The organism is Burkholderia sp. Bp9090, from assembly GCF_003857985.1.
GTDB lineage: Bacteria > Pseudomonadota > Gammaproteobacteria > Burkholderiales > Burkholderiaceae > Burkholderia.
Window position 1 is genome coordinate 70,453 of sequence record NZ_QTPV01000028.1, and the last position, 24,128, is coordinate 94,580.

At 66.4% G+C, this 24,128-nt stretch carries 15 protein-coding genes and 2 pseudogenes; 8 read left to right on the forward strand and 9 right to left on the reverse strand.

All coding sequences use genetic code 11. The annotated features are described in order from the left end of the window. Positions 1 to 329: 329 nt before the first annotated feature. Positions 330 to 1,007 carry a heavy metal response regulator transcription factor gene (locus tag DIE16_RS23540; RefSeq protein WP_027786146.1) on the forward strand — a complete coding sequence of 226 codons (678 nt, stop codon included), beginning with the start codon at positions 330 to 332 and terminating at the stop codon, positions 1,005 to 1,007. After that, entirely contained in the window at positions 1,004 to 2,464 is a 1,461-nt protein-coding gene (locus DIE16_RS23545; protein WP_124893513.1) for a heavy metal sensor histidine kinase, read from the forward strand. The genes DIE16_RS23540 and DIE16_RS23545 overlap by 4 nt, the downstream gene beginning before the upstream one ends. On the opposite strand, the gene DIE16_RS23550 is transcribed toward DIE16_RS23545, so the two are convergent. From DIE16_RS23550 to DIE16_RS23560, 3 genes are read right to left on the reverse strand one after another with little or no spacing between them, the layout of a single operon-like run. Continuing rightward, the gene (locus DIE16_RS23550; protein ID WP_124893514.1) at positions 2,442 to 3,971 is read right to left on the reverse strand and encodes an efflux transporter outer membrane subunit; all 1,530 of its coding nucleotides are present in this window, start codon (positions 3,969 to 3,971) and stop codon (positions 2,442 to 2,444) included. The genes DIE16_RS23545 and DIE16_RS23550 overlap by 23 nt on opposite strands. Before the next feature lie 31 nt (positions 3,972 to 4,002). Next, positions 4,003 to 5,466, reverse strand: a complete 1,464-nt coding sequence (locus DIE16_RS23555) for an efflux RND transporter periplasmic adaptor subunit (RefSeq protein WP_124893515.1) — start codon at positions 5,464 to 5,466, stop codon at positions 4,003 to 4,005. A 56-nt stretch (positions 5,467 to 5,522) separates the two neighbouring features. Beyond that, positions 5,523 to 8,771 carry an efflux RND transporter permease subunit gene (locus DIE16_RS23560; protein ID WP_124893516.1) on the reverse strand — a complete coding sequence of 1,083 codons (3,249 nt, stop codon included), beginning with the start codon at positions 8,769 to 8,771 and terminating at the stop codon, positions 5,523 to 5,525. 322 nt (positions 8,772 to 9,093) lie between these two features. Here DIE16_RS23560 and DIE16_RS23565 point away from each other — a divergent pair, with 322 nt between their 5' ends. Next, positions 9,094 to 9,399 (forward strand): DUF4148 domain-containing protein, encoded by a 306-nt coding sequence (locus DIE16_RS23565; protein ID WP_124519845.1) that lies wholly within the window; start codon positions 9,094 to 9,096, stop codon positions 9,397 to 9,399. Positions 9,400 to 9,628: 229 nt separating this feature from the next. Here the strand turns inward: DIE16_RS23565 and DIE16_RS37245 are convergent. Together DIE16_RS37245 and DIE16_RS23575 are read right to left on the reverse strand one after the other, a co-directional pair. Then, positions 9,629 to 9,853, reverse strand: a pseudogene (locus DIE16_RS37245) (ISNCY family transposase); the annotation flags it as partial. Positions 9,854 to 9,958: 105 nt separating this feature from the next. After that, positions 9,959 to 10,273, reverse strand: a complete 315-nt coding sequence (locus DIE16_RS23575) for a helicase (protein ID WP_124529501.1) — start codon at positions 10,271 to 10,273, stop codon at positions 9,959 to 9,961. Between the two features lie 166 nt (positions 10,274 to 10,439). Between DIE16_RS23575 and DIE16_RS23580 the strand changes: the two genes are divergently transcribed. From DIE16_RS23580 to rpoD, 3 genes are all read left to right on the forward strand, one after another. Continuing rightward, complete coding sequence (locus tag DIE16_RS23580) at positions 10,440 to 10,868, forward strand: antitoxin Xre/MbcA/ParS toxin-binding domain-containing protein (protein ID WP_124519844.1); 429 nt, start codon at positions 10,440 to 10,442, stop codon at positions 10,866 to 10,868. Then, entirely contained in the window at positions 10,865 to 11,338 is a 474-nt protein-coding gene (locus DIE16_RS23585; RefSeq protein WP_124893517.1) for an RES family NAD+ phosphorylase, read from the forward strand. The genes DIE16_RS23580 and DIE16_RS23585 overlap by 4 nt, the downstream gene beginning before the upstream one ends. Positions 11,339 to 11,483: 145 nt before the next feature. Beyond that, complete coding sequence (rpoD, locus tag DIE16_RS23590; protein WP_260434437.1) at positions 11,484 to 13,511, forward strand: RNA polymerase sigma factor RpoD; 2,028 nt, start codon at positions 11,484 to 11,486, stop codon at positions 13,509 to 13,511. Positions 13,512 to 13,783: 272 nt separating this feature from the next. Here rpoD and DIE16_RS23595 read toward each other — a convergent pair whose 3' ends face one another. Then, the gene (locus DIE16_RS23595) at positions 13,784 to 14,500 is read right to left on the reverse strand and encodes a carboxypeptidase regulatory-like domain-containing protein (RefSeq protein WP_124487252.1); all 717 of its coding nucleotides are present in this window, start codon (positions 14,498 to 14,500) and stop codon (positions 13,784 to 13,786) included. Between the two features lie 54 nt (positions 14,501 to 14,554). Continuing rightward, the gene (locus DIE16_RS23600) at positions 14,555 to 17,110 is read right to left on the reverse strand and encodes a YjbH domain-containing protein (protein ID WP_409364466.1); all 2,556 of its coding nucleotides are present in this window, start codon (positions 17,108 to 17,110) and stop codon (positions 14,555 to 14,557) included. Positions 17,111 to 17,599: 489 nt separating this feature from the next. Here DIE16_RS23600 and DIE16_RS23605 point away from each other — a divergent pair, with 489 nt between their 5' ends. Further along, a complete protein-coding gene (locus tag DIE16_RS23605; RefSeq protein WP_124893518.1) occupies positions 17,600 to 18,451 on the forward strand; it encodes a hypothetical protein in 852 nt (283 codons plus the stop codon). Between the two features lie 87 nt (positions 18,452 to 18,538). Continuing rightward, a pseudogene (locus DIE16_RS23610) lies at positions 18,539 to 19,195 on the forward strand (tyrosine-type recombinase/integrase); the annotation flags it as partial. A gap of 133 nt (positions 19,196 to 19,328) precedes the next feature. On the opposite strand, the gene DIE16_RS23615 reads toward DIE16_RS23610, so the two are convergent. Both DIE16_RS23615 and DIE16_RS23620 read right to left on the reverse strand, forming a co-directional pair. Further along, a complete protein-coding gene (locus tag DIE16_RS23615; protein WP_124893519.1) occupies positions 19,329 to 20,702 on the reverse strand; it encodes a TolC family outer membrane protein in 1,374 nt (457 codons plus the stop codon). 274 nt (positions 20,703 to 20,976) lie between these two features. Then, positions 20,977 to 24,128 (reverse strand): Ig-like domain-containing protein (locus DIE16_RS23620; RefSeq protein WP_260434438.1); only part of this gene is annotated, 3,152 nt, incomplete at its 5' end.

Below are 24,128 nucleotides of genomic sequence, written 5' to 3' on the forward strand. Positions count from 1 at the left end.
ACGCGGGGCGGCGCATCGCGCGCCCGGTTGTCGGGAGCTGGTATTTTCGGGATGTGGAACGCATCCAAGAACCAAGAAATTCTCATACCGTTATCTGGTCCTTAGATTTACGCAGAGGAAGGCGACGCTCTGGCGGCTGGAATGGCGATGTGGAGGAGGGTTTATGCAGGTTACCCACTCCGCCGCGCACGGCTTCGCAACCGCACGCTACGCTGACCGCCCGATTACCGTTTTGTAATCAAAGGCGTTTGCGCCCGCACGCAGCGATCCCTTGTCGCCGTTTGCCGGTAACATCGCCGGATGTCATCACGAAAGCGACGGAGCCGGCCATGCGTATCCTGATAGTCGAAGACGAACCGAAGACGGGTGCGTACCTGAAGAAGGGGCTCGAGGAATCGGGCTTCAGCGTCGATCTCGCGAAGGACGGCGGCGAAGGGCTGACGCTCGCGCAAGAAGAGCGTTACGACGTGATCGTGCTCGACGTGATGCTGCCCGTGCTCGACGGTTGGGGTGTGCTCAAGCGGCTGCGCGACACGCATACGACGCCGGTGCTGTTCCTGACCGCGCGCGACGACGTGCAGGATCGCGTGCACGGCCTCGAACTCGGCGCCGACGACTACCTCGTGAAGCCGTTCGCGTTCGTCGAGCTGCTTGCCCGCATCCGGACGCTCGCGCGTCGCGGGCCGCCGCGCGAGACCGAACACCTGGCGGTCGGCGATCTGGAAATCGACGTGGTGCGCCGCCGCGTGAAGCGCGGCGCCACGCGCATCGACCTCACCCCGCGCGAATTCTCGCTGCTGCAGCTGCTCGCGCGCCGGCAGGGCGAGGTGCTGAGCCGCACGCAGATCGCATCGTACGTATGGGACATGAATTTCGACAGCGACACCAACGTCGTCGAGGTCGCGATCCGGCGCCTGCGCGCGAAGATCGACGACGCGTTTCCGGTCAAGCTGATCCATACCGTGCGCGGCGTCGGCTACGTGCTCGAACCGAAGGACGACGCATGACGCGGCCACGCTCGCTCGCCGCGACGCTCGCGCTCGCGTTCGCCGCGACCACGCTTGCCGCGTTCGCGCTGGTCGGCGCATACGTGTATGCCGGCCTCGAACGGCAGGTGAACACGCAGGACGACCTCGACATCGTGCTGGCCGCGCGCCACACGCGCCGGCTCGCGGGCGAGCTCGAGTCGCTCGATGCAGTCCGCACGCATGCCGAGCGCTTGACGAGCCAGGTGCTCGGCAACGAGGCGCTGTCGATGGCCGCCGTCGATGCGCGCGGCGACGTGCTCGCGCGCCACAACGTGCGGCTCGCCGCGCTCGACGATGCGCCTGCCGCCGCGTCGGTTCCGGTGGCCGACGCACAGCTGTTCGCGCCGCATGCGGCGCCGGTTCCGGCGGACGAGCGGATCACGGCCGACCGGCTGGTCACGTGGACGGCCGACAACGGCACGCCGATGCGCGGCGTCGTGATCGAGGCCGCGCTCGGCGACCGCACGCCGATCCGCATCGCGATCGCGCGCAACATGCACGACCGCGCCGACCTGCTCGACGGCTACCGCGACCGGCTCGAGATCGCCGGCGGGCTCGGCGCGCTGTTCGCGCTGCTGCTCGGCTACTGGCTGATCCGCACGGCGCTCGCGCCGCTGCGCGAGATCGTCGACAACACCGGCCGGATCACCGTCGACAAGCTCGACACGCGGCTCGACGCGTCGCGTGCACCGAGCGAGCTGCGCGCGCTCGTCGATGCGCAGAACGCGATGCTCGGCCGCCTGCAGCAAGCGTTCGCGCATCTGTCGCAATTCAGCGCCGATCTCGCGCACGACCTGCGCACGCCGTTGAACAACATGCGCGGCGCCACTGAAGTCGCGCTCGCGCGGCCGCGTGCGGCCGACGAGTATCAGGCACTGCTCGAATCGAATCTCGAGGAATACGATCGTCTCGCGCGGATGATCGAGAACGTGCTGTTTCTCGCGCGCGCCGAGCATCCGAGCTTCGTCACGCGGCAGCGCGCGTTCGACGTGCACGACGAACTCGAGCGCATCGCGGAGTATTTCGAGGGGCTCGCCGACGAAGCGGGCTCGACGTTGCGCGTCGAAGGGCGGGGGCATCTGATCGCCGACGTCGAGCTGTTTCGTCGCGCCGTCGGCAACCTGCTCGCGAACGCGCTGCGTTACACGCCCGCCGGCGGCGTCATTACGCTGAGTGTCGATGACGCCGCCGACGCGGTGCGCGTCGTCGTCGCGAATCCGGGGGAGCCGATCGATTCCGCGCTGCTGCCGCGGATCTTCGACCGGTTCGTGCGCGGCGATCCCGCCCGCAGCGGCGGGGTGCCGGGCGGCACCGCCGGGCTCGGCCTCGCGATCGTGCGCTCGGTGATGGAGCTGCATGGCGGCACCGCGCAGGTCGAAAGCGACGCGCGCGGCACGCGCTTCGTGCTCACGTTCAACCGGCCGTCGGCTGCGTGACCGCGGAGTCGGGTAACGCGGCGACCGGGCGTTTGTGCGTGCCGGTGTTCGATTCCTCATCCGCGCTCGCTTGCCAGCCGCCGCCCAGCGCCTTCAACAACCCGACCGCGGCCTCCATCCGGCGCGCGTCGATCTGATCGGCCGTGCGCCGGTTCGTCAGCGCGATCGTCTGCGCGGTCACCACGTCCAGATAGCTGACGGCGCCGGCGTTGAAGCGATTCGTCGTCAGCCGCAGCGACAGGTCGGCCGCGTCGGTCGCGCGCTGCTGGCTGCCGGCTTCGGACGCGAGCGCATCGATCGTCGACAACTGATCCTCGACCTGCTGGAACGCGACGAGTACGGTCTGCCGGTAATCTGCGACCGCGCCGTCGTACTGCGCATGCGCGCCACGCAGCGACGCGCTGCGGCGACCGCCGTCGAACAGCGTGCCGGCGAGTTGCGGGCCGAGCGACCAGAACAGGCTCGGCGCGGCGAGCCACGGCGCGAAGAACGAACTCTCGAGCCCTGCGCTCGCCGACAGCACGAGATCGGGAAAGAACGCGGCGCGCGCCTCGCCGATCTGCGCGTTCGCGGCCGCCACACGGCGCTCGGCGGCCGCGATGTCGGGCCGCCGTTCGAGCAGTTCCGACGGCACGCCGGCCGGAATGGCCGGCACACGGAACGCCTGCACGCGCGGCGGCAGCGCGAACGTCGACGCGCTTTCGCCGACGAGCGTCGCGATCGCGTGCTGCAACTGCGAGCGCGACGAGTCGATGTCGGTGTCCTGCGTGCGCGTCGATTCGAGTTGCGTCTCGGCTTGTGCGACCGCCGACGCATCGATCGCGCCGGCCGCGAGCTGCTGCCTGAGCAGCGTCAGCGCGTTCTCGTATGCACGCACCGTGTCATCGAGCAACTGCTTCTGCGTATCGAGCGAGCGCAGCGCGAAATAATCGGTCGCGAGTTCGGCCGTGACCGACAGCTTCACGGCCTGCAGGTCGGCCGTGCTCGCGGCGGCGTTCGCCTGCGCGCCCGTCACCGCATCGCGCACGCGGCCGAACACGTCGGGTTCCCAGCTCGCGGCCACGCCGGCCTGATAGTCGGGCGTCGTCTTGCCGGCGAGCGACGAGCCGAGCCGGTTCTGCGACACGCGCGCGCGGCTCTGCGCGGCGCCCGCCGTGATCGTCGGCAGAAACCCGGCGTGCTGGTAGTCGACCATCGCGCGTGCCTGTTGCAGATCGGCGACGGCTTTTTTCACTGTCTGGTTCGACACGTCGACGCGCGCTTCGAGCGCGTTCAGGTCGGCGTCGCCGAACACGGTCCACCACGCACCGCGCGCGGCCGCATCGGCCGGCATCGCGACGTGCCAGCCGGCCTGCGCGGCCGGTGCGCCCGCGTAGTGCGCGGGGACCGCGACGGCGGGCGGTGAATAGGGTGGCAACGTCGAGCACGCGGTCAACGTGGCCAATGCCGCGACGGCGCCGAGCGCGACGGCGTGGCGGGCGAACGGGAGCGGGTGAGGAAGGCGCATGGCAGGTATCTCGTGAGTCGTCATCGATGGGTCAGCCGCGGGCGGGCGCCGGAGCGGGCGTCGACGCGGCCGGCGCGGTGCCGGCCGCGCGCAGCGGCGGCGCGTCGCTGGCAATGGCCGCCACCCCTGTTTGCGCGACCTGCGCGGCCTGCGCGGCCTGCGCGGACGAAGTGGACGAAGCGGACGAAGCGGACGAAGCGGACGAAGCGGACGAAGCGGACGAAGCGGCCACCGGAGCCGCGGCGCGCACGGTCGACACGATCTTCACGGCTTCGCCGGCCGTGATCGCATCGCCCGGGTTGTCGATCACGCGATCGGTCGCCGCGAGCCCCGCGACGATCTCCACGCGCGTGCCGAAATCGCGCCCGATCTGCACGGTCTTCAGCACGGTTCGCCCGTTCGTACCGACGGTGGCGACCGTCACGCCGTTCGGGCGGAACAACAGCGCACTGACCGGCAGGTCGAGCGCCGGCGCCGCGCTCGGCACGACGAGATGCGCCTGCGCATACGCACCGGGCATCAGCGCGCCGTCGCGGTTGTCGACGTCGATCTCGACGCGCAGCGTGCGCGTGACGGGATCGATCGCGCCCGCGGTGCGCGCGACACGCGCGGCAAAGCGTCGCCCCGGATACTGCTGCGTCGTCAGGTAGACGGAGGTGCCGGTCGATACGCCGGTCGCGCTGTCCTGCGGCACGTCGACGAACACGCGCAGCGTGTCCGTCTGTTCGAGATGGAACAGTTCCCCGGACAGGCCCGGGCTGCCCGGCGTGCCGCCCGCGGTGACCAGCGTGCCGACGTCGACGCTGCGCGCGGTGATCACGCCGTCGAACGGCGCGGTGACGGACTCGTACGACACGAGTTCGGCAAGGTGCGCGACGTTCGCCTGCGCGGACGCGAGCATCGCGCGCTTCGCGTTCATGTCCGCGACCTTCGTGTCGGTGTCCTGCTGCGAGACCGACTGCGTTTTCAGCATGTCCTGCCAGCGCTGCGCGGTCGATTTCGCGTAGTCGTAGTTCGCCTGCGCGCTCGCTTCGTCGGCGCGCGCCTGGCGCAATTGCGCGTCGAGATCGGGCGCCGAGATCTGCGCGAGCGTCTGGCCGGCCTTCACGTGCGTGCCGAGATCGACGCTCCAGTGCGCGATGTAGCCGCTCGTGCGCGCGTAGATCGATGCGTCCGCATAGGGCGCCACCGAACCGGGCAACGTCAGCGTCTGGTCGGCCGGCGCCGTGCCGGGCACGATGACCGACACCGGCAGCGCCTGTTGCGCGGCAACCTGTGCACGCTGCGCGGCGCGTGCATCGATACGCGGCACGATGCCGAGCGCGAGCAGCGCGGCGGCCAGCGCGACGGCCGCGACGGGCACGGCCAGCTTGCGGCCGCGGCGGGCCGGCGGGGTGTCGGGCGCGGCGCCGCGCGCGGCGGACGTCACGGCGGTGGCTGCTGTGGCCGCCTCGGCGGCGGGCGGCGGGGCGACGGGTTCGATCGAGTCGTTCATGATGGGTCCGGGGTCGGGCGAATCGAAGGATGATGAGAAGGGGCGGCCGTCCGAGCTCAACGCAGCGCCGGCGTGTCGGGCGCGTGCTGCGTGCGCCGCGTGGCCGAGGCGTCGCGGCGCCGCGCGAGCCATGCGTGGACGAAGCCGAACAGCACCGGGACGAACAGCAGCGTCGAGCACGTGCCGAACGCGAGGCCGCCGATCACCGCGCGGCCGAGCGGCGCGTTCTGCTCGCCGCCGTCGCCGAGGCCGAGCGCCATCGGCAACATGCCGATCAGCATCGCGAGCGCGGTCATCACGACGGGCCGGAAGCGGCTGAAGCCGGCGTCGAGCGCCGCCTGCCACGGCGACGCGCCGCCCGCGAGCAGCTCGCGCGCCGCGTTCACGACGAGAATGCTGTTCGCGGTCGCGATGCCGATGCACAGGATCGTGCCGGTCAGCGCGGGCACCGACAGCGTGGTGCGCGTGACGAACAGCATCCACGCGATGCCGGCGAGCGATGCCGGCAGCCCGCCGACGATCACGAGCGGATCGAGCCACGATTGGAAATTGACGACCATCAGCAGGTAGACCAGCGAGATCGCGAGCACCAGGCCGCCGAGCAGGCCCGCGAACGACTCGTGCATCGCCTGCACCTGGCCGCGCAGCACGATCGACGAGCCGGGCGGCAGCTGCGCGCGCGCGGCGTCGACGAGCTTCGTCACGTCGGCCGTGACGCCGCCGAGATCGCGCCCCTGCACCGACGCGAAGATGTCGAGCACCGGCTGCACGTTGTAGTGCGACACCACGGCCTGCTGCGTCGAGCGCGAGAACGTGCCGAGCGCGCCGAGCAGGTTCTGCGCGGGCGTGCCCGCGGCCGGGCCGCCGGCCGGCGTCTGCGGCGGGCGCGCGGTGCCGGCGGGCAGCGGCACGTTCGCGAGCGACTGCAGCGAATTCACCGTGTATTGCGGCGTCTGCACGAGCACCGGGTAGCTGACGCCGTTGCGCGGATCGAGCCAGAAGTTCGGCGTCGTCTGCGAACTGCCGGACAGCGCGATCAGCAGATTTTGCGCGACGTCACGCTGTTCGAGGCCGGCCTGGATCGCCTTCGTGCGGTCGACGTTTACGTCGATCGCCGGTTCGTCGCCGGGTTGCTGGATACGCGCGTCGACGAGCCCGCGCACGCCGCGCAGCTTCGCGAGCAGCGTATTCGCGACCGCGCGGTTCTGGTCGAGCTTGTTGCCGACGATCTGGATGTCGATTGGTGCGGGCAGCCCGAAGTTGAGGATCTGGCTGACGATGTCGGCCGGCAGGAACGCGAACGTCACGCCGGGGAACGACTGAGCGAGCACGTTGCGCAGCCTGGCGACGTATGCGGCGGTCGACGCGTGGTTCGGCTTCAGCGTCACCAGCACGTCGGCATCCTCGGTGCCGATCGGATCCGATGAATCGTACGTGAGGTTGATCCCGCTCACCGGCACGCCGATGTTGTCGAGCACGCCGGCGAGTTCGCCCGCCGGAATCACGCTGCGGATCTTCGCTTCGACCTCGTCGGTCAGCCGCGCGGTTTCCTCGATCCGCGTGCCGGTCGGCGCGCGCAGGTGCAGGCGGATCTCGCCCGTGTCGACCGACGGGAAGAAGTCCTGCCCGGCGAACGCGTAGAGGCCCGTCGACGCGACGCATGCGAGCAGGAACGCGGCCGCGAAGCGGCGGCGCCGCGCGATCGCCGCCGCGAGCAGCGCGCGATAGCGCAGCCGCACGGCCTCGAAGCGATGCTCGAACGCAGCCTGGAAACGCGCCAAATGCACGAGCGGCGCGAATACGCCGCGCGGCGGCCGGCCGTTTCCTTTTGCGCGCATCAGCGCCATCGCGAGGGTCGGCACCAGCGTGCGCGAGAAGAAGTACGACGCGATCATCGCGAAGATCACGGCCTCGGCCAGCGGCACGAACAGATAGCGCGCGACGCCCGTGAGCAGGAACATCGGCACGAACACGATGCAGATCGACAGCGTCGACACGAAGGTCGGCACCGCGATTTCTCCCGAACCGGTCAGGATCGCGTCCTCGAGCGGCGCGCCGAGCTCGAGATGATGCGTGATGTTCTCGATCGCGACGGTCGCGTCGTCCACGAGGATCCCGACCGCGAGCGCGAGCCCGCCGAGCGTCATGATGTTGATGGTCTGGCCGAGCGCGGACAGCGCGAGCAGCGACGTGAGCACCGCGAGCGGGATCGTGATCGCGATGATCAGCGTCGCGCGCCAGCTGCCGAGGAACAGCAGGATCATCAGCGCGGTCAGGCACGCGGCGATCAGCGCCTCGCGCACGACGCCCTGGACCGCCGCCTTCACGAACACCGACTGATCGTCGAGCGGCGAAATGTGCAGCGCCTTCGGCAGCCCGGCCGCGATCTTCGGCAACATCGCCTTCACCTGGTCGATGATCGTCAGCGTCGACGCGCTGCCGGTCTTCTCGACCGTCAGCAGCGCCGCGCGCTTGCCGTCCACCCGCACGATGTTGGTCTGCGGTGCGTAGCCGTCGCGAACGTGCGCGACGTCGCGCACGTACACGACATTGCCGCCGATCGTCTTCACCGGCAGATCGTTCAGCGCGGCGACCGTCTGCGTGCTGCCGTTCATCTGCACGTTGTATTCGTGCGTGCCGATCTTCGCGGTGCCGCCGGGCAGGATCAGGTTCTGCGCGTTGATCGCGTTCACGACGTCGATCGGCGCGAGCCCCTTCGCCTGCAGCGCGCGCGTATCGAGGTCGACGACGATCTGGCGGATCTTGCCGCCGAACGGCAGCGGCACCGCCGCGCCCTGGACGGTCGCGAGCTGCGTGCGGATGAAGCTGTTGCCGAGGTCGTACAGCTGCTGCTCGGCGAGCGTGTCGCTCGACAGCCCGAGCTGCAGGATCGGCACCGTCGACGCGTTGTACGTGATGATGTTCGGCGGCAACGTGCCGGGCGGCAGGATGCGCAGGATCGACGCGGCATTGCTCGCGGCTTCCGCGATCGCGCGATTGATGTCGGCGCCCGGGTGGAAGAAGATCTTCACGACCGACACGCCGTTCAGCGACTGCGACTCGATGTGCTCGATGTCGTCGACGTCGGACGTGAGCGCGCGCTCGTAGTTCGACGTGATCCGCTTGGCCATGTCCTCCGCGGAGAAGCCGTTGTATGACCAGACGATGCTGACGACCGGAATGTCGATGCTCGGGAAGATGTCGGTTGGCGTGCGCAGCAGCGCAAGCGGTCCCGCGATGAAGATCAGCAGTGCGAGTACGACGAACGTGTAGGGCCTGCGTAACGCCAGCCGGACGATCCACATGATGGTGCTCCTCGAAGCAGGGCATGGATGCCGCGTGCGATGCGGCGAGCGTGCAGTCTGCCGGCGCGGCGTTGACCCGACCCTGACCCGAGGATTACGAAACCGTTATCTGTGCTGGCGCGCAGGTGCGCAGTGTCCGACCGGACGGGCCGGCCCGTGACCGACATGCGGTCGCGACCAGATGACAAGACCGTAATCGAAGCCTCACCTTCCGGAAAGCGCGCGAATCGCAGAATGGACACAACTCTTCATCAGATCGATGCGGAGCGGATGTCCGGCCTGATCTGCGGACGCGAACATGCCATCTTGAGAGGTGAACATCATGAACAACCTGATTCGTGCGGTCCTGCTGTCCTGTGCGCTGAGCGCGCCGGTCTTCGCATTTGCGCAAACCACCGACCATGCGGTCACGCGGGCCGACGTGCGCGCCGATCTCGTGCGGGTCGAGAAGGCCGGCTATAAGCCGGTCGGTAGCGATCCTTACTATCCCGCCGACATCCAGGCCGCGGAAGCGAAGATCGCCGCGCAGCCATCGCAATCGGTGGCTGCACGGCCGAGCGTCGCCGCAGAGACGACCGCGCAATCGCTCGCGTCGCTCGATACGGAGCAGCCGTACGAGCATCACTGAGCCCGATTTTCAACTGCCATCCGCGGCCCGAAGGAAGCGGCCGCGGATTTCGAATGCGTCATCTACCGGTCGGCGCCGTGCGCGCCGCGATCGTGAGAATGAACGTGTCGGGCAGTACATCGCACGCACGGGCGTGCCGGCGGCGCACCTTCGGTGCGCCCTCATCGAGTCTTTCCCGGGAGTTTCATCATGCATCCGACGCGCGCGAGGAAGAGCGACGGCAGCCGGTGCGGTGAATCAGCTTCCGGTTTACCGGTGTGCCATCCAGCAAGTAAAGCACTCGATCGCGCAGCACTGCCGGCGATTTTGATACCCGGCGTATTTCACGCCAGGTCAACACTGTGTCCAGATGCTCGTCATCCCGCAACGGCCGATGCGCATTGAAATCGTTCTTCGGCGGCTTCGCGAAGCCTGTGTGGTAAGCAGCGGTGAAGGAGGGCGCATAAGCGTTGGCGCGGGTCCCACTCCACGCATGTGTATCCGAAAGCGTGCAGTGAATAGTCGGACCCGGCCCCGGAACAGCAGTCACTCTCCCGTCGACTTCCGGTCGCACCACCGTTTACGCGTCGTTCAACCAGGGCATTTCCACCGGTGACACAACCAGTTGCCGGAATTCTCGCTTCAGATCGAAGATGAACCCGACCAGGATCATGGAGTCGGCGTAGGGAATCGGAAAGACCTGCGGATTCTCCGGCGTCCGCAGGGGCCGCTCGGGCGTGTCCGCTGTCGCTGCGGCGTTCTCGCGAACGCTTTCCAGGTCGTCAGCCATGGCCGGGCCACCGACTTTCAGCACACGGCTACGCAGCTCGCTGAAGGGTTCGATGCGCGCAGCGTCTTCGTGGTATTCGGGCACTTCATAAACGAACCAGGACATTGTCGTCTCCCATGAGAAGGGGCGCTATTCTAACGCTGCGCAAGATCTACCAAACATCGACAGTCGGCTTGCGAGGCGTCTCCGCGTCTCAACTTTCAAGAACGCCTTGCGGGCGGTATCATTTGCGCTACAATGAAGTATCAAATGATACTGAATGGGGGTCGCCATGTTACTCGTTACCCCTGAGGCCGTGGCTGCGGTCATGGGGCTGCGGCCGCTCCCGCATACGCTGGCGGAGCTGGAAGCGCTTGTGCGCGGCGGTCTGCCGAAGTCCGCGCTGCGCGCGGGCGTCGAACACGCGACGCAAGGCGCCGATGCTCGGCGCGCGCTGCTCGCCCGCATCATCCCCGAAGCGACCTACAAGCGCCGCCGCGATCGACTAACGCAAGACGAATCGGAGAAGACGGAGCGTCTGGCCCGGATCGTTGCAACGACCACCTACGTCTGGAACGACGAAGAGGACGCGCGGGAATTTTTGTCGACGCCACATCCTGAACTTGAGGGACGGGCGCCGCTCGACGTCGCGCTGACCGAGCTCGGTGCGCGCAGGGTTGAAGAGTTGCTCTGGAAACTGTTCTACGGGCTACCGGCATGAAGTTGTTTCGCATCGGTGACACGCGACACACGATCTGGAGCGGCACCGGCGCGATGCTGGTCGGTGGCCGCTTTAATAGTCCGGGCCGGCCTGTCATCTACGCGGCGTCGACCTTCGCGGGCGCGATGCTTGAGGTGCTCGTGCATGCACGCATCGGCAAGGTGCCGAAAACCCACGGATGGGTCGAAGCAATCGTTCCCGACGACGTCAGCGTCGAACGCCATACGGCAGAAACGTTGCCGAGAGGATGGGATGCGGCGGCACTGCAGGCAGCACGGCAGTTCGGCGACGAATGGATGGCAGAATCGCGTACAGCACTCCTGATCGTCCCTTCCGTCGTCGTCCGTGCAGAGTCCAACGTGCTCGTGAATCTGGCGCATCCTGACACCGCGCGGATCATCGTGACGGATCCACAACCGGTCGTGTGGGACGAGCGACTTTTTGCCATACCGCCAGTTGGCCAATCATAAGTGCTTGTGCCGCACAATACTTTCCGGTATCATTCACGCCCCCCACAAGCTGCGCATACGGATTTCGAGCGAGGCGTCCCGGCCTCGACCATCTTTGCGTATCACGATTCCGTTCGCATCCCGGCAGGCAACCCATTCTGGCGTCATGCTCGCGACGATCGTCGGCTCATCTGTCGAGGAGCATGTATTGGCAATTTCTGATCGGAACGATTCCACATCCCCTGAAATCACGGCCACGGCAAAAGCCGGCCGCCGTGTGTCAAAGGGAAAGCCCCAGGCCCTGACGCCGACGGACATCGCGTCACTGGCACGCCAGAATGAGGAGCGCCAGCACCAGATGCGCGCGTTGATCGCGCTCGGTCGCGAGCGCGGCTATCTCACCCACGCGGACATCAACGATCACCTGCCCGACAACTTTGCTCAAACGGCGGCGATGGACACCATCGTCAGCACGTTCAGCGACATGGGCGTGGCCGTATACGAACAAGCGCCGGACGCCGAAGCGCTCCTGCTCACCGACGCTGCGCCGGCCGTGGCATCCGACGATCAGGCGGACGAGGAGGCGGAAGCTGCGCTATCGACCGTCGATTCCGAATTCGGCCGCACCACGGATCCGGTTCGGATGTACATGCGTGAGATGGGGGCCAGCGAACTGCTGACCCGCGCCGGTGAAATCGAGGTCGCGAAACGGATCGAAGATGGTCTACAGGACATGATTCAAGCGATTGCCGCGTGTCCGTCGATCGTGTCCACGATTCTTGCCGATGTCGACCGCATCGTGGCAGGCGAACTCCGCATCGACGAACTGGTCGATGGCATCAGTGTCGACGCCGATGAAAGCGAAATGACGCCGGAGTCCCAAGAAGAGGATGCGGAAGCACTCGCCGCCGACGATGATTCGGACGAAGACGACGTCGAAACGGATGCCGGGGATTCGGAGAAGGCGAACGCGGCGCGCCTCGAAGAACTCACGAACGACAGTCTTGCGATTTTCGCACGCGTGCGTGCACTGTTCGAGCAGTTGCCGGATGTGCCTGTCACTGGCGGTGCCTGTTCCGCAGCCGCTGCGCAAGTGCGCATGGCGATCCAGTGTGAGCTTGCGCCGATCCGCTTTACCGCCAAGACCATCGACCGCCTGTGCGCAATTGTCCATGGGCAAGTGACTGAGGTTCGCGCGATCGAGCGCAGTATCCTGGCGATTGCTGTCGACCGTTGCGGCATGCCGCGCGACGCGTTTGTCGACTCGTTCCCGGGCCACGAGACCGATCTTGAATGGACGACCCGAGCGGCGGCGACCTCGCAGCAGTTTGGCGCGGCGCTCGAGCGGCATCAGCCGGCGATTCAGGCGGCGCAGCAGAAACTCGTCGACATCGAGTCCCGGGTCTCGTTGCCGCTCCAGCAGCTCAAGCAGATCAACCGCCAGATGAGTGCCGCGGAACTGAAAATGCGGCAGGCCAAGCGCGAGATGATCGAGGCGAACCTTCGTCTTGTCATTTCAATCGCCAAGAAATACGTGAACCGCGGCATGCAGTTCCTGGATTTGATCCAGGAGGGCAATATCGGCCTGATGAAGGCCGTGGACAAGTTCGAATACCGGCGCGGCTGGAAGTTCTCGACCTACGCGACCTGGTGGGTCCGGCAGGCTGTCACGCGTGCGCTCGCCGATCAGGCGCGGACCATTCGCGTGCCGGTCCACATGATCGAGACGATCAACAAGCTGAATCGGATATCGCGCGAAATCTTGCAACAGACAGGGCAGGAAGCGCATCCCGCAGTGCTGGCAAAGCGCATGGAGATGTCCGAGGAGAAAGTGCTCGGTATCCTCAAGATCGCCAAGCAACCTGTCTCGCTCGAAACCCCGGTGGGTGACGACGCCGATGCAACGCTCGGCGACATGATCGAGGATGTCTCGGCGAGTTCACCGGCCGAGGCGGCGATTCACGCGAACATGCGCGCGGCGATCGACGAAGCACTCGCCGGGTTGTCGCCGCGCGAGGCCAAGGTTCTGCGGATGCGATTCGGGCTCGACACAAACTCCGATCACACGCTTGAAGAAGTCGGCAAGCAGTTCGACGTGACCCGCGAGCGGATCCGTCAGATTGAGAGCAAGGCGATGCGCAAGCTGATGCATCCCAGCCGTGCAGACAAGCTCAGGCCCTTTCTTGAGCGCTGAGGCAATTTCGTCTTTCACCCTCGAACTCACTTCGCTGGCCGGAACAAGTCGGCAGGTGGCATGCCCGGCGAGATTTGCTGCTACGTCGCCCTCGGGAAATTCAGGCAACGTGCCTTCGAAAACTGAAAAAACGAACCCGATTGACACGGGGCGTCATATCAGCCGCCAAGGCACGGTTGCCCGGGCGCGCGCGTTCGAGATCGAACCGCGTGGCGGGCAACGCGCCGGGTGTGAATCCGCGCGCACGGCGCCGCGCGCGGCTTCGCTCGCCGTTACGCCGGGTTGCCGCTGCCGCCGGTGCCGCCGGTGGGCTTGCCAGCTGCCTTGCCGGCGTTACCCACCTTGCCGAGCAACGTCTCAGACGGCTGGCCGTTTCCTCCGAGCGCGCCCTTGGATTTCAGCGCTTCGAGGTCCGAATCCTGGCCGGCCTGGCCTGGCTTGAACGGCGTCGTCAGGAACGCGGACGTCGACAGCGTGACGCCGGTTTCGTTCTTGATGGTCTGGGCAACCCCATTCGCCGCAGCCGCAACGACAGCGGGGTTCGTCAACGCGCTTTGATACGTCGGATTGGACGCGAGGCCCGACAGCAGCCCGTTCAGGTCCGTGCCCAGTTGCCCCGCCAGATAGGTCAGCAGCAGTTCGGTCAACGGCGTCACGTTGAACGTGCCGCCGCCGCTCGCGAACGAGTGCAGCGTGGTCGTCCCGTTCGTGCCGGTGATCGCGCACGGCCCCGCGAGCACAAACGTGACCGAGAAAGCGCCGTTCGCGTCGGCCGTGCCCGAACCGTTGCCGGTCGCGCACACGATCGTGATCGCCGCGTTCGCCATCGCTGCGCCGGTCGCGGCCGTGCCGTTGATCGTGGCCGACGACGCATTCGAAGGCGTCGTGCTCGGACTGTCGTCACCTCCGCCACAGGCCGCGAGCGTACCCGCGAGCGCAAACGTGCCGACTTGCAATGCCCTCAGTGCCGCTTTCTTCATGGTCTTCATTGATTTTCTCCGTTAGATCAACCCGATTTTCCCGAGGACTCTCCGGTCCCTCGATCATTGAATGCTTGCCTCGCGCGCGGTCGACGGCTGCACGCCGTCAGCCGGCAGCGCCGCCTCCGTCGCGGGCGGCGCCACGCCGGCGGAATGCGCGTAGCGCTTGTAGGCATCGCGCATCCGGTAAAGCTGCGTCGCGAAGTACTCGGCGCTGAAGCGCCCCTGATTGAGCAGGAACTGTTGCGCGTTGTAGGCAAAGTCGAGATTCTCGGCGCCGTCTTGCGCGAGATAGTTCGACGATCCGACACGCGTGCGGAAATTGAGCGAGAACTGCTCGGGCCCGTTGATCTGCACGATCCCCGGCTTCATGCCCTGGCGCGGCGTCAACGGGAAACTGACCGACGCGCCGACGAACGAGCCGTGGCCGCTATGCCATCCCTGCACGCTGAACGACACGTCGTCGAACCAGCGCGTCAACGTGATCAGCGGGCCCTTGTCGCCACCGACATAGCGCGCGACGCCTGCCTCGATCCACATCTTCCATGCGGGCTCGACCCACCGGTACGTGAGCAGCGCGTTCTTCTCCGCCGGCAGCGCATCCTTGCCCGGCTCGTGATGCAGATAGGCGAGCTTCAGCCGCACCACGTCGGGACGGCCCGGTACGAACGCGGTCGTCTCGTTCTCGACGCCCAGGTACTGGAGGTCGAACTTGCCGAGCGCGGTCACGTTGAAAACGCGCGGCGCAATCCAGAAGCTCTGCACGAGCGCAACGGTCGACAGCCCGCCGCGCAAGCGGTATTGGTCGTAGACGCGGCCGTTGTCCATGTTCTTGCTGTTCGCAATTGGCACGATCACGCTCGAATACAGTTCCGCGCCGCGCCACAGCGGCACGAAGCCCTGGATTTTCGCGCCCACGGAGTAGTCGAAGTTGCCGTACTCAGTGCCGTAGAGGTAGTGCGTGACCGGCGCGATCTGGATCCGTACGAGCCCGTGCGCGCGGGCGTTGCCTACCCACGCAATCGAATCAGCATCGTGCGTCGGCCGCGTGCGCATCGACAGCGACGCGCCGGCGGCGGTCGACGCGCCACCCGCGACGAAGCGCGCGTAGTCCGCCCGATCGACGCTCAACTCGCCCACCGGCTCGTTCGCTTTCTTGATTACGATGCGCACGGTCTCGACGCCCTTCGGCGCGTACTCCGCCGCCGCGCCGAGCGCGATGCCCAGCGCGTCCGCCTCGTTCTGGTTGTAGCGGTGGTTTTCATATTCGACGACGAGATCCGCGCCCGCCATGCCGGCGCGCACGCGCTCGAGTCCGGCGTCCGTCAGCGCGCGCACGATCCTGTCGAGCGCCGCCGGGTCCGGCGCCGCGTCGACTGCCGGCGCGGCGGTCCGAACGAGATCCGGCGGCGTGTGAAGCGACGGCATGACTCGATCGTCGCGTGAAGCATCCGCCGCCGCAGGCGTGGCAGGCTCGATTCGCGTGAATGCGCTGAGCGGCGCGAGCGCGGCCGCAGGGCGCAGCGTGTCGTCCGGCGCCGATGTGCCTGCCGCGACAACCGGCGCGTCGCTACACAAGCCGTCGCCGCAGCGCGCGGCATCGAACCGCCTGCCGAGCGGAATCTGCACGCCGATCGAGAACGACGTGCGCGGCGCGATCCCGTCCGTATGCCTGAGCGAGCGCATCACGGTGCCCACGAGGCTCGCGTCGGCCAGCCACTTGATCGGCGGCGATTGGAAGCGGATGCCCGCATAGGGCGTTTTCGAATCGTGCTCCGCCAGCAGCGACAGGCCCGTGTGCCACAGCCGAAGCTCGGCGCCGCCGAACACCCCGTCGAGCCGGTCGCCGTGCCCGTAGCCGACCGTCAGCGTCGCGGGCCCAAGCACTTGCGATACGACACCGTAGGTGGACCGGAAGTAATGCGTTTGCCCGCCAACGTCATTGATGCCGATCGCGATGTCCGGCTGGTATGTGAAGAACTTCGGAATCGAGACCTTTGCGTTCGCCATCAGATGTCGAAGCACGATGTGGTCGTAGCCCGGCACCGTCGTGCGTACGTCGCCTGGGTAGTTCGCCAGACCGCCGGATATCTCCACGTGCGGAAACAGGCCGATCGCGCCCCAGACGATGTCCGAACTCGTCGTCTGCTTCCCGAACCGTGGATCGATGTAGTTGTTGTATTGCCCCTCGAATGTTCCTTCAGGCAGCGTGAATCCGTATGGAATCAATAGCCCGCCGGACTGCCCCAGCGATGTCAGCACGGGCGTGCCCGCCGCACCAGCCGGCAGGGAAAATGCCACCGCTGCCCCCAGGGCAATGGCCGCCGGCTTGTTCGTGGTCGCGTTCGCACGTAGCTTGATCGTCATCGGTCGTGTACTTGGTTGTTCGTATCGTGTGTGGCATCCGACATCGCCGAACGTCGACATGCACCGCCGCGGCACTGGCATCGCTCGTGGCCGTGAACGCTCATGCGGCGACGATGCGATCGAAGATCCCTCTCGATCCTCTACCCAACCCCGTCCCGCGGAACGGCGAAGTGCCCGCATCACCCGCGACGCACCGGTATGCATAACTCCGATCGCTGTCGCGCGCCGATCACATGGGACCGTGATCGACACATGGCACCGTGATCGACACATGGCAACGCCCCCCCCAACATCGCGCGCCCGTTAGCGATTTGGCGCGCCCACCGCGTCCTGCCGCGTGGACCGTTCCCCGAAGCGACTCGCTCGCGCAATCAAGCCCGGCGACCGCAATCGGCACCGGGTGTCGTCAATATCATTTCATTCGTATAACTTATAATTAGACCGACTTTCACCCCATGCTCATGCGTCCGGCGATCGGGCCGACGCCGTGCGGTACACGTCCGCGGGCAATCGTTTCATTCAGACGTGCGCTTCCCATGGGTTCGCATGTCTCGCTGCTGTATTACCGATCGTTACCTATATGCGAGTAAGTCTAGTGGAAACCGGAAGCGCAATCTGCGCCGGATTCTTGATCAAATCCGACAACTTGGGTCGACGGAAATAAGCATGCCCGGGCGCGCGAACGGGATCGCCTTTCGCTTGAACACCGGATAAACCAGTATTGAATCAATCGCTTGATGCGTGCGTGCGCACCTGGAGCGGCTCGAACAGTACCTCGACGTGCTCGCGCGATTTGGCTATGGCGATCGCGCTTCAATCGTGGCTTTTCATCCGGGTTATGCCGCCGTGACGACCTGGTCACTGGACAAACTGTTGACCGTGGCAGGACCGTTAAATGACCGGGCCGCCGCACCGGACGTGGCGAGCCGGGCGGTGCGCGTCCACCGGCGCGCAAACGCGGAGTCGCTGGAGTACCTCGTCGACAGAATGCCGGCAAGGACCATGGACGCGTTGAATCAGAGGCTGTTCGTCATGGACATGTGTCCGACGCTCGTGCGCTATGTCGTCGAAGGGCAGAGACTGAACGATATCCGGTCACTGTATGACTGGGACTACGCTGAAGCCTGGGGCGATAAAGATTACGCGGGCTTCCGGACAATCGACGACGCCGAACGCGCGCTGATCGAAGATGCGTTTCGGCGTAAGAATCTCGCGGTGCTGGAGGGCAATCGGAAATGTCTCGATGACGTCGTCTCCGCGCACGTCCGCGCGGCCGTCCCAGCACCGATCGACCGCACCGACGAAGGCTGGGAGGCGTATTGCGAAGCATGTCGCCAAACCGAGTGCCGTGAGCGTGACGCACTCTATCCGATTCTTCACGTCGTGCTCAATGAGACCGCGGGCATGCCGCTACGCAGCTTGCTGGAGGCGGCGACACAGGTGGGGCCGACTTTTCTGCGGCAATGTGATCGACAGGGCGTACGCTATGGGCTGACTCCGTTCTTCGTCTATTCGGAGATGCCGGCATATCTGGCGCAGTCACGCTTTTATCGCTTATGGAGTCAATTATATTCGGAGGTGCAATTGCATTAATTTGAATAAAAATTTCAAATAGTCTATGGCGATGGGATACATCCTGAATCACCTTGAATCGGTCCAGCTCGCGCATCGTCATCGTGGTCACGGGGATTCTCCGAGGGCGAGTGGTTGTTGATCCGCGCACTTGCCGAGGGCCTCGAATGGTCGTACGGCTGGAGCCTGCCGGCCGTGCAGCGCCTCCGCTTCCTGCTGGACTTCGGCTATGCGACCGGCCTGCGCGCGAGCGAGCTGGTCGGCGCGACGCTCGGCGACATCCGCCGGGACGAGCACGGCGATCACTGGCTGCACGTGCTTGGCAAGGATGGCAAGCTCGGCAAGATGGCGCTACCGTCACTCGCTCGAACCGCGCTGGATCAATATCTCGTGCAGCGCGGGCTGCCGATCACGCTCGCACGCTGGGACCCGGCGACGCCGCTCGTTGCGAGCCTTGACGAGGATGGCGCGGGCATCGAACCCAGACGGCTCTGGCGCGTGCTGCGACGGTTCTTCATGCTGGTGGCCGATGCAATCCAGGACGATCGGCCGGCGACCGCCGAAAAGCTGCGCCGCGCGAGCCCGCACTGGATGCGGCACACCCACGCGTCGCACGCGCTGGCGCGTGGTGCTGAGCTGATCATGGTGCGCGACAACCTGCGGCACGCCTCGATCTCGACGACGTCCACCTACCTGCACAGCGACGAGGTGCAGCGAGCCCGGCAATTCGATCAGGCGTTTCGTTCTCGGGATTTCAAGCAGTAGGTCTGCTTATGGCACCTTAAGCATAAGCACAATAGATTTCATAACTTCAAGGCTTATGATAGAAAATTGCGCTTCCCGTGTTCATCCCCCATGAGCGCGCCGGGTCCAGTCAGCCGCGCCGCCCGGGCGAGTGTCATTTCCCGGTGTCCTGGGCGCCGCGATTGAAGGCGACCGCCGGCCGCGCGCTGCCGGCTCCCCACGCCTCGGCCGGCCGCCCGACGTGCAGCGTCTCGAGCAACTGTCCCATGCCGGCGAACACCCGGTAGGCGCTCGCGGCTTCCGCATACTGGCCGCCGATGTAATCGATGCGCGCGCTGTAATACTCGTTCTCGGCATTGAGCAGATCGAGCAGCGAGCGCTGTCCGATGCCGAACTGCAGCATGTACGCTTCGCGCGTCGCCGCACTGGAATCGACGTACTGCTTGAGCACGACCATCCGGTCGCGCGCGGTGAGGTACGCGTTGTACGCATGCGAAACGCTTTCCTGGATCTCGAGGCGCGTGCGATTGCGTTCCTCTTCCGCTTCGCGGATCTGCGCGTGCGCTTCGCCGATGCGCGCCTTGTCGGCGCCCCCTTGGAACAGGTTGTAGCGAAGACGCAGCATCACGCGGCGGTCGTTGGTCGGGCCGAGCACGCCGTCGCGGTCGTGGCTCGCGCTGAGCTCCAGGTCGAGGCGCGGCCACAGCGCGGCCTTGGCGCCGTCGTACCGGGCGCGTGCCTGGGCCACGTCCGCCTCGGCGCCGGCGAGCGACGGGTGGTTCGCCAGCGCCGCGTCCAGCGCGAGGCGTTCGGTCGGCGGCAGCGCGCCTTCCGGCGCCACCGGCTTGACGAGCGCATCCGGGGCCGAGCCTACGAGACGGGCGTAAGCCACTTCTGCATCCTTCAGGCTGCTTTGCTCGGTGCGCAAGTTGTCCTGGGCCAGCGCCAGCCGGCTTTCCGCCTGGTAAAGGTCGGCGCGGCGCCCGACGCCGCGGTCGCTGCGCAGCTTGATCTGGTCGTGGATCCGGCGATGGGATTCGAGGTTGTCCTCAGCGGCGGCCGTCGTCTCCCGGCGGCGCAGCACCTCGAGATAGGCGCCCACCACGCGCAGCGCCACGTCCTCGGACGTGGAGGCGACGCGATTGGCGGACGAGTCGATGCGCGCCTGCTGACGCGCCACTTCGCTCCTGACCGCGAAGCCGTCGAACAGCATCTGCGACAACGTCACGTTGGCATTGCGATGCGTGAACGTGGTCCGGTTCAGGCCGAGCAGGCGGGTCTCCACATCGTCGCGCTGCTCCTTGCCGATCGACGCGTCGACGTCCACGCGCGGCCAGTAGCCGGCCCGCGCCTGCTTCAGGCCCTGATCGGCCGCTTCGCGGTTATACGTGGTGGCGCGGACTTCGGGGTTGGTTCTGATCGCTTGCTCGACTGCTTCCTGGAGACTTTGCGCGGCGGCGAGCGACGAGGCGGCGGCAAGCGCCGACGCGAGTGCGAGCACGGCTAGCAGCGGGTAGTTTCGGTTCATCGACTCGGTTTCCTGTCGCCTGTCGCCTGACGGCTGCCAGCAAGCAGCACGGCTCAGGCACGATCGGATATTTCGCGATGCTCGGAATCATGCGGCCGGCGCAGCTCGCCGGAATCACGTTGCGCCTTCTGGCAGCTTAGTCCATTCGACGGAATTCCCGTGAGGATATTCGCGTCGGTGCGCTGCGCAGGATGCGTCGGACCTGCCGCCGCGAGCGACGGCGTGCTGCATTCGATCGCGCGTGCACGCGTCGCTCGCGGGGCGTTCCGGCCGGCTAGACCTCCTGGACGTGGGGCAGCGGCGGCGGGGTGTAAGTGACGACGGTGCCGCTGCCTTGATCGTGCGAAAGCTGGAAGCCGCCGGCCGACAGGTTGCCCTGCAGCGCAACCTGCGCCGTGTGGGCGCCGTCGCTGACGGTCAGCGTGCCGCCCGTTCCGGTGTCGTTGGCCGTGAAGCTGAGCGTCGTGTGGTCGTTGAACAGGACATCCGCGAGATCGAGCGTATCGGCCGCGCCGAAGCCGCTGACCGTGCCGGTGAAGCCGGCGGACTGGTCCAGCTTGAGCGTACCGGCGGCGCCGTCGGCGAACGTCGTGTTTTCCGCGGACGCGCCGCCGAACTCCAGGGTCGCGGTGCCGCTGATCGTCGCGCTGCCGGCGCCCGTCACGTCGCCGTGGATCGTCAGGTTGCCGTTGTTGGCCCACAGGTTGCCCGTGTTCGCTACGGCGCTGTCGAGCACGAGGCCGCCGCTGCCGGTTGCCTCGAGCGTGCCCGTATTGACGACGGCGTGGGCGCCCGTGTCGATCACGAGCGCGTTGGCGCCGCTGGCGACGATCGTCCCTTCGTTGACGAGCGTCAGCTGGCCGGCGCCGAGCTGGCCGGCCCCGGCGATCGTGTTGTCGACGTTGACGAGCGTCGCGTCCGGCGTGCTGCCGAAGATGACGTTGTGGCTGTCGTCCGACAGCGTCACGTGACCGCCGCCTTCCAGCGTCGCGCTCCTGACCAGCACCTCGAACCGGGTCAGGTCGCCCGTCGATCCGAGCGCGATCGTGCCCGTGTTGTCGATCGTGCCGCCGACGGGAAGCATCGCGCCGTCGTTGACCGTCATGACGCCGGCGTTGGTCGTGACCGCCTCTTGGTCGAACACGAAATTGTCGCTGGTGAGGTCGGTGGCGTGAACGCCCGCCACCGTGATGGTCGCGCCGTCGCCCAGTGCAATCACCGCGTTGCCGTTGGCGTCGTCCGTCATGTGGGCCTGGACGTCGCTGAAGCTCGTGATGCCGGTGAATCCGACGAGGTCGATCTTGTCGGCGGCGAGGTCGAGATTGTGCAGCGTGTCGTTGCCGATCGGCTGCGCGAACACGAACAGGTCGTGGCCGGCGGATCCCGTGAGCTGATCGTCGCCGGACCACGCGAAGATCGGCGCGTTGGCCGCGAACGCTTCGACGTTGTCGGCGACCGTGACGGCCTGGTGGCTGCCGTCCGCGGCGGTCCAGGTTTCGGTCACGGTGAGCACCGTGGCGCCCGTGAAGGACGCGGGCGGCGTGACGGTGAGTGCGCCGAGATCGTTCGTCGGGACGAGCCATGCGCCGTTGCCGAGGTTGGTGCCGGCGTTCAGCGTCCAGCCGGACGGGATGCCGGCGATCGTCACCGCGAGGTCGGACGCATGGCCGGACGGATCGGCCAGCGCCAGATTGATCTCGGATCCGGCGACGCCGGCGGGCGCCGTGTGCGTCGAGGATCGCGTGTTGCCTGCCGTGTCCCACTCGGTCACGGTGAGGGAGTCCTTGTTGAGGTTGAGGCTCTGTTGCGTGAAGGCCCAGGTACCGGCGCTTTGTTGCGTTGCGCTGTAGTCGGCGTTGGTGGTGTTGTCGTGGACCGTCACTTTCCAGACGTTCGACGTGTCGGTGTTGGCTGTGAGCGTGTTCCCGCTGTATTGCCACGACAGCGTGGACGGGGCGGTGGTGTCGAGCGTGAAATTGAAGCTGGTCGCGTTCGAGATGTTGCCTGCCACGTCGATCTGGCGGACCTGCACGTTGTTCGTGCCTTCGACGGCGCTGAAGCTGGTGTTCCAGTGCGCGCCGTTGTCGATGCTGTACTGCACGGTGGCACCGGTTTCGATGCCGGTGAGGTTCAGCGTGCCGACGTTGGTGATGTGGTCGGATGGGCTGCTGCCGGAATCGGTGGTCAGGGCCACGCCGGGCGCTGCGGCCGATGTGTCGAGCGTGAAGCTGAAGGACGTCGCCGACGAGGTGTTGCCCGCGACGTCGATCTGGCGGACCTGCACGTTGTTCGTGCCTTCGATGGCGTTGAAGCTGGTGTTCCAGTGCGCACCGTTGTCGACGCTGTATTGCACGGTGGCGCCGGATTCGACACCGGACAGGTTCAACGTGCCGACGTTGGTGATGTGGTCGGAGGCGCTGCTGCCCGAGTCGGTGGTGAGGGCCACGCCCGGCGCGGCAGCCGACGTGTCGAGCGTGAAGCCGAACGACGTCGCCGACGAAGTATTGCCCGCGACGTCGACCTGCCGGACCTGCACGTTATTCGTGCCTTCGATGGCGTTGAAGCTGGTGTTCCAGTGCGCGCCGTTGTCGACGCTGTACTGCACGGTGGCGCCGGTTTCGATGCCGGTGAGGTTCAACGTGCCGACATTGGTGATGTGGTCGGACGCGCTGCTGCCGGAGTCGGTGGTCAGGGCAACACCGGGTGCAGCCGCCGACGTGTCGAGCGTGAAGCTGAACGACGTCGCGGCCGACGTATTGCCTGCGACGTCAATCTGGCGAACCTGCACGTTGTTCGTGCCTTCCAGGGCACCGAAACTGGTGCTCCAGTGCGCCCCGTTGTCGACGCTGTACTGCACGGTGGCCCCGGTTTCGATGCCGGTCAGGTTCAGTGTGCCGACATTGGTGATGTGGTCGGACGCGCTGCTGCCGGAATCGGTGGTCAGGGCAACGCCCGGCGCGGCGGCCGACGTGTCGAGCGTGAAGCCGAACGACGTCGCGGCCGACGTATTGCCCGCCACGTCGATTTGGCGGACCTGCACATCGTTCAGGCCTTCGACGGCATTGAAGCTGGTGTTCCAGGTATGGCCGCCATCGGTCGAATATTCGACGGTGGCACCGGTCTCGACACCGGTCAGGTTCAACGTGCCGACATTGGTGACGTGATCGGACGCGCTGCTGCCGGAATCGGTGGTGAGGGCAACGCCCGGCGCGGCGGCCGACGTGTCGAGCGTGAAGCCGAACGACGTCGCCGCCGAGGTGTTGCCCGCGACGTCGATCTGCCGGACCTGCACGTTGTTCGCGCCTTCCAGGGCACCGAAGCTGGTGCTCCAGTGCGCACCGTTATCGACGCTGTACTGCACGGTGGCGCCGGTTTCGATGCCGGTGAGGTTCAACGTGCCGACATTGGTGATGTGGTCGGACGCGC

Excerpts from the sequence above, each read along its gene's own strand:
- DIE16_RS23540 (WP_027786146.1), top strand. The coding sequence starts at position 330 with ATGCGTATCCTGATAGTCGAAGACGAACCGAAGACGGGTGCGTACCTG.
- DIE16_RS23545 (WP_124893513.1), top strand. The coding sequence starts at position 1,004 with ATGACGCGGCCACGCTCGCTCGCCGCGACGCTCGCGCTCGCGTTCGCC.
- DIE16_RS23550 (WP_124893514.1), bottom strand. The coding sequence starts at position 3,971 with ATGCGCCTTCCTCACCCGCTCCCGTTCGCCCGCCACGCCGTCGCGCTC.
- DIE16_RS23555 (WP_124893515.1), bottom strand. The coding sequence starts at position 5,466 with ATGAACGACTCGATCGAACCCGTCGCCCCGCCGCCCGCCGCCGAGGCG.
- DIE16_RS23560 (WP_124893516.1), bottom strand. The coding sequence starts at position 8,771 with ATGTGGATCGTCCGGCTGGCGTTACGCAGGCCCTACACGTTCGTCGTA.
- DIE16_RS23565 (WP_124519845.1), top strand. The coding sequence starts at position 9,094 with ATGAACAACCTGATTCGTGCGGTCCTGCTGTCCTGTGCGCTGAGCGCG.
- DIE16_RS23575 (WP_124529501.1), bottom strand. The coding sequence starts at position 10,273 with ATGTCCTGGTTCGTTTATGAAGTGCCCGAATACCACGAAGACGCTGCG.
- DIE16_RS23580 (WP_124519844.1), top strand. The coding sequence starts at position 10,440 with ATGTTACTCGTTACCCCTGAGGCCGTGGCTGCGGTCATGGGGCTGCGG.
- DIE16_RS23585 (WP_124893517.1), top strand. The coding sequence starts at position 10,865 with ATGAAGTTGTTTCGCATCGGTGACACGCGACACACGATCTGGAGCGGC.
- rpoD (WP_260434437.1), top strand. The coding sequence starts at position 11,484 with ATGCTCGCGACGATCGTCGGCTCATCTGTCGAGGAGCATGTATTGGCA.
- DIE16_RS23595 (WP_124487252.1), bottom strand. The coding sequence starts at position 14,500 with ATGAAGACCATGAAGAAAGCGGCACTGAGGGCATTGCAAGTCGGCACG.
- DIE16_RS23615 (WP_124893519.1), bottom strand. The coding sequence starts at position 20,702 with ATGAACCGAAACTACCCGCTGCTAGCCGTGCTCGCACTCGCGTCGGCG.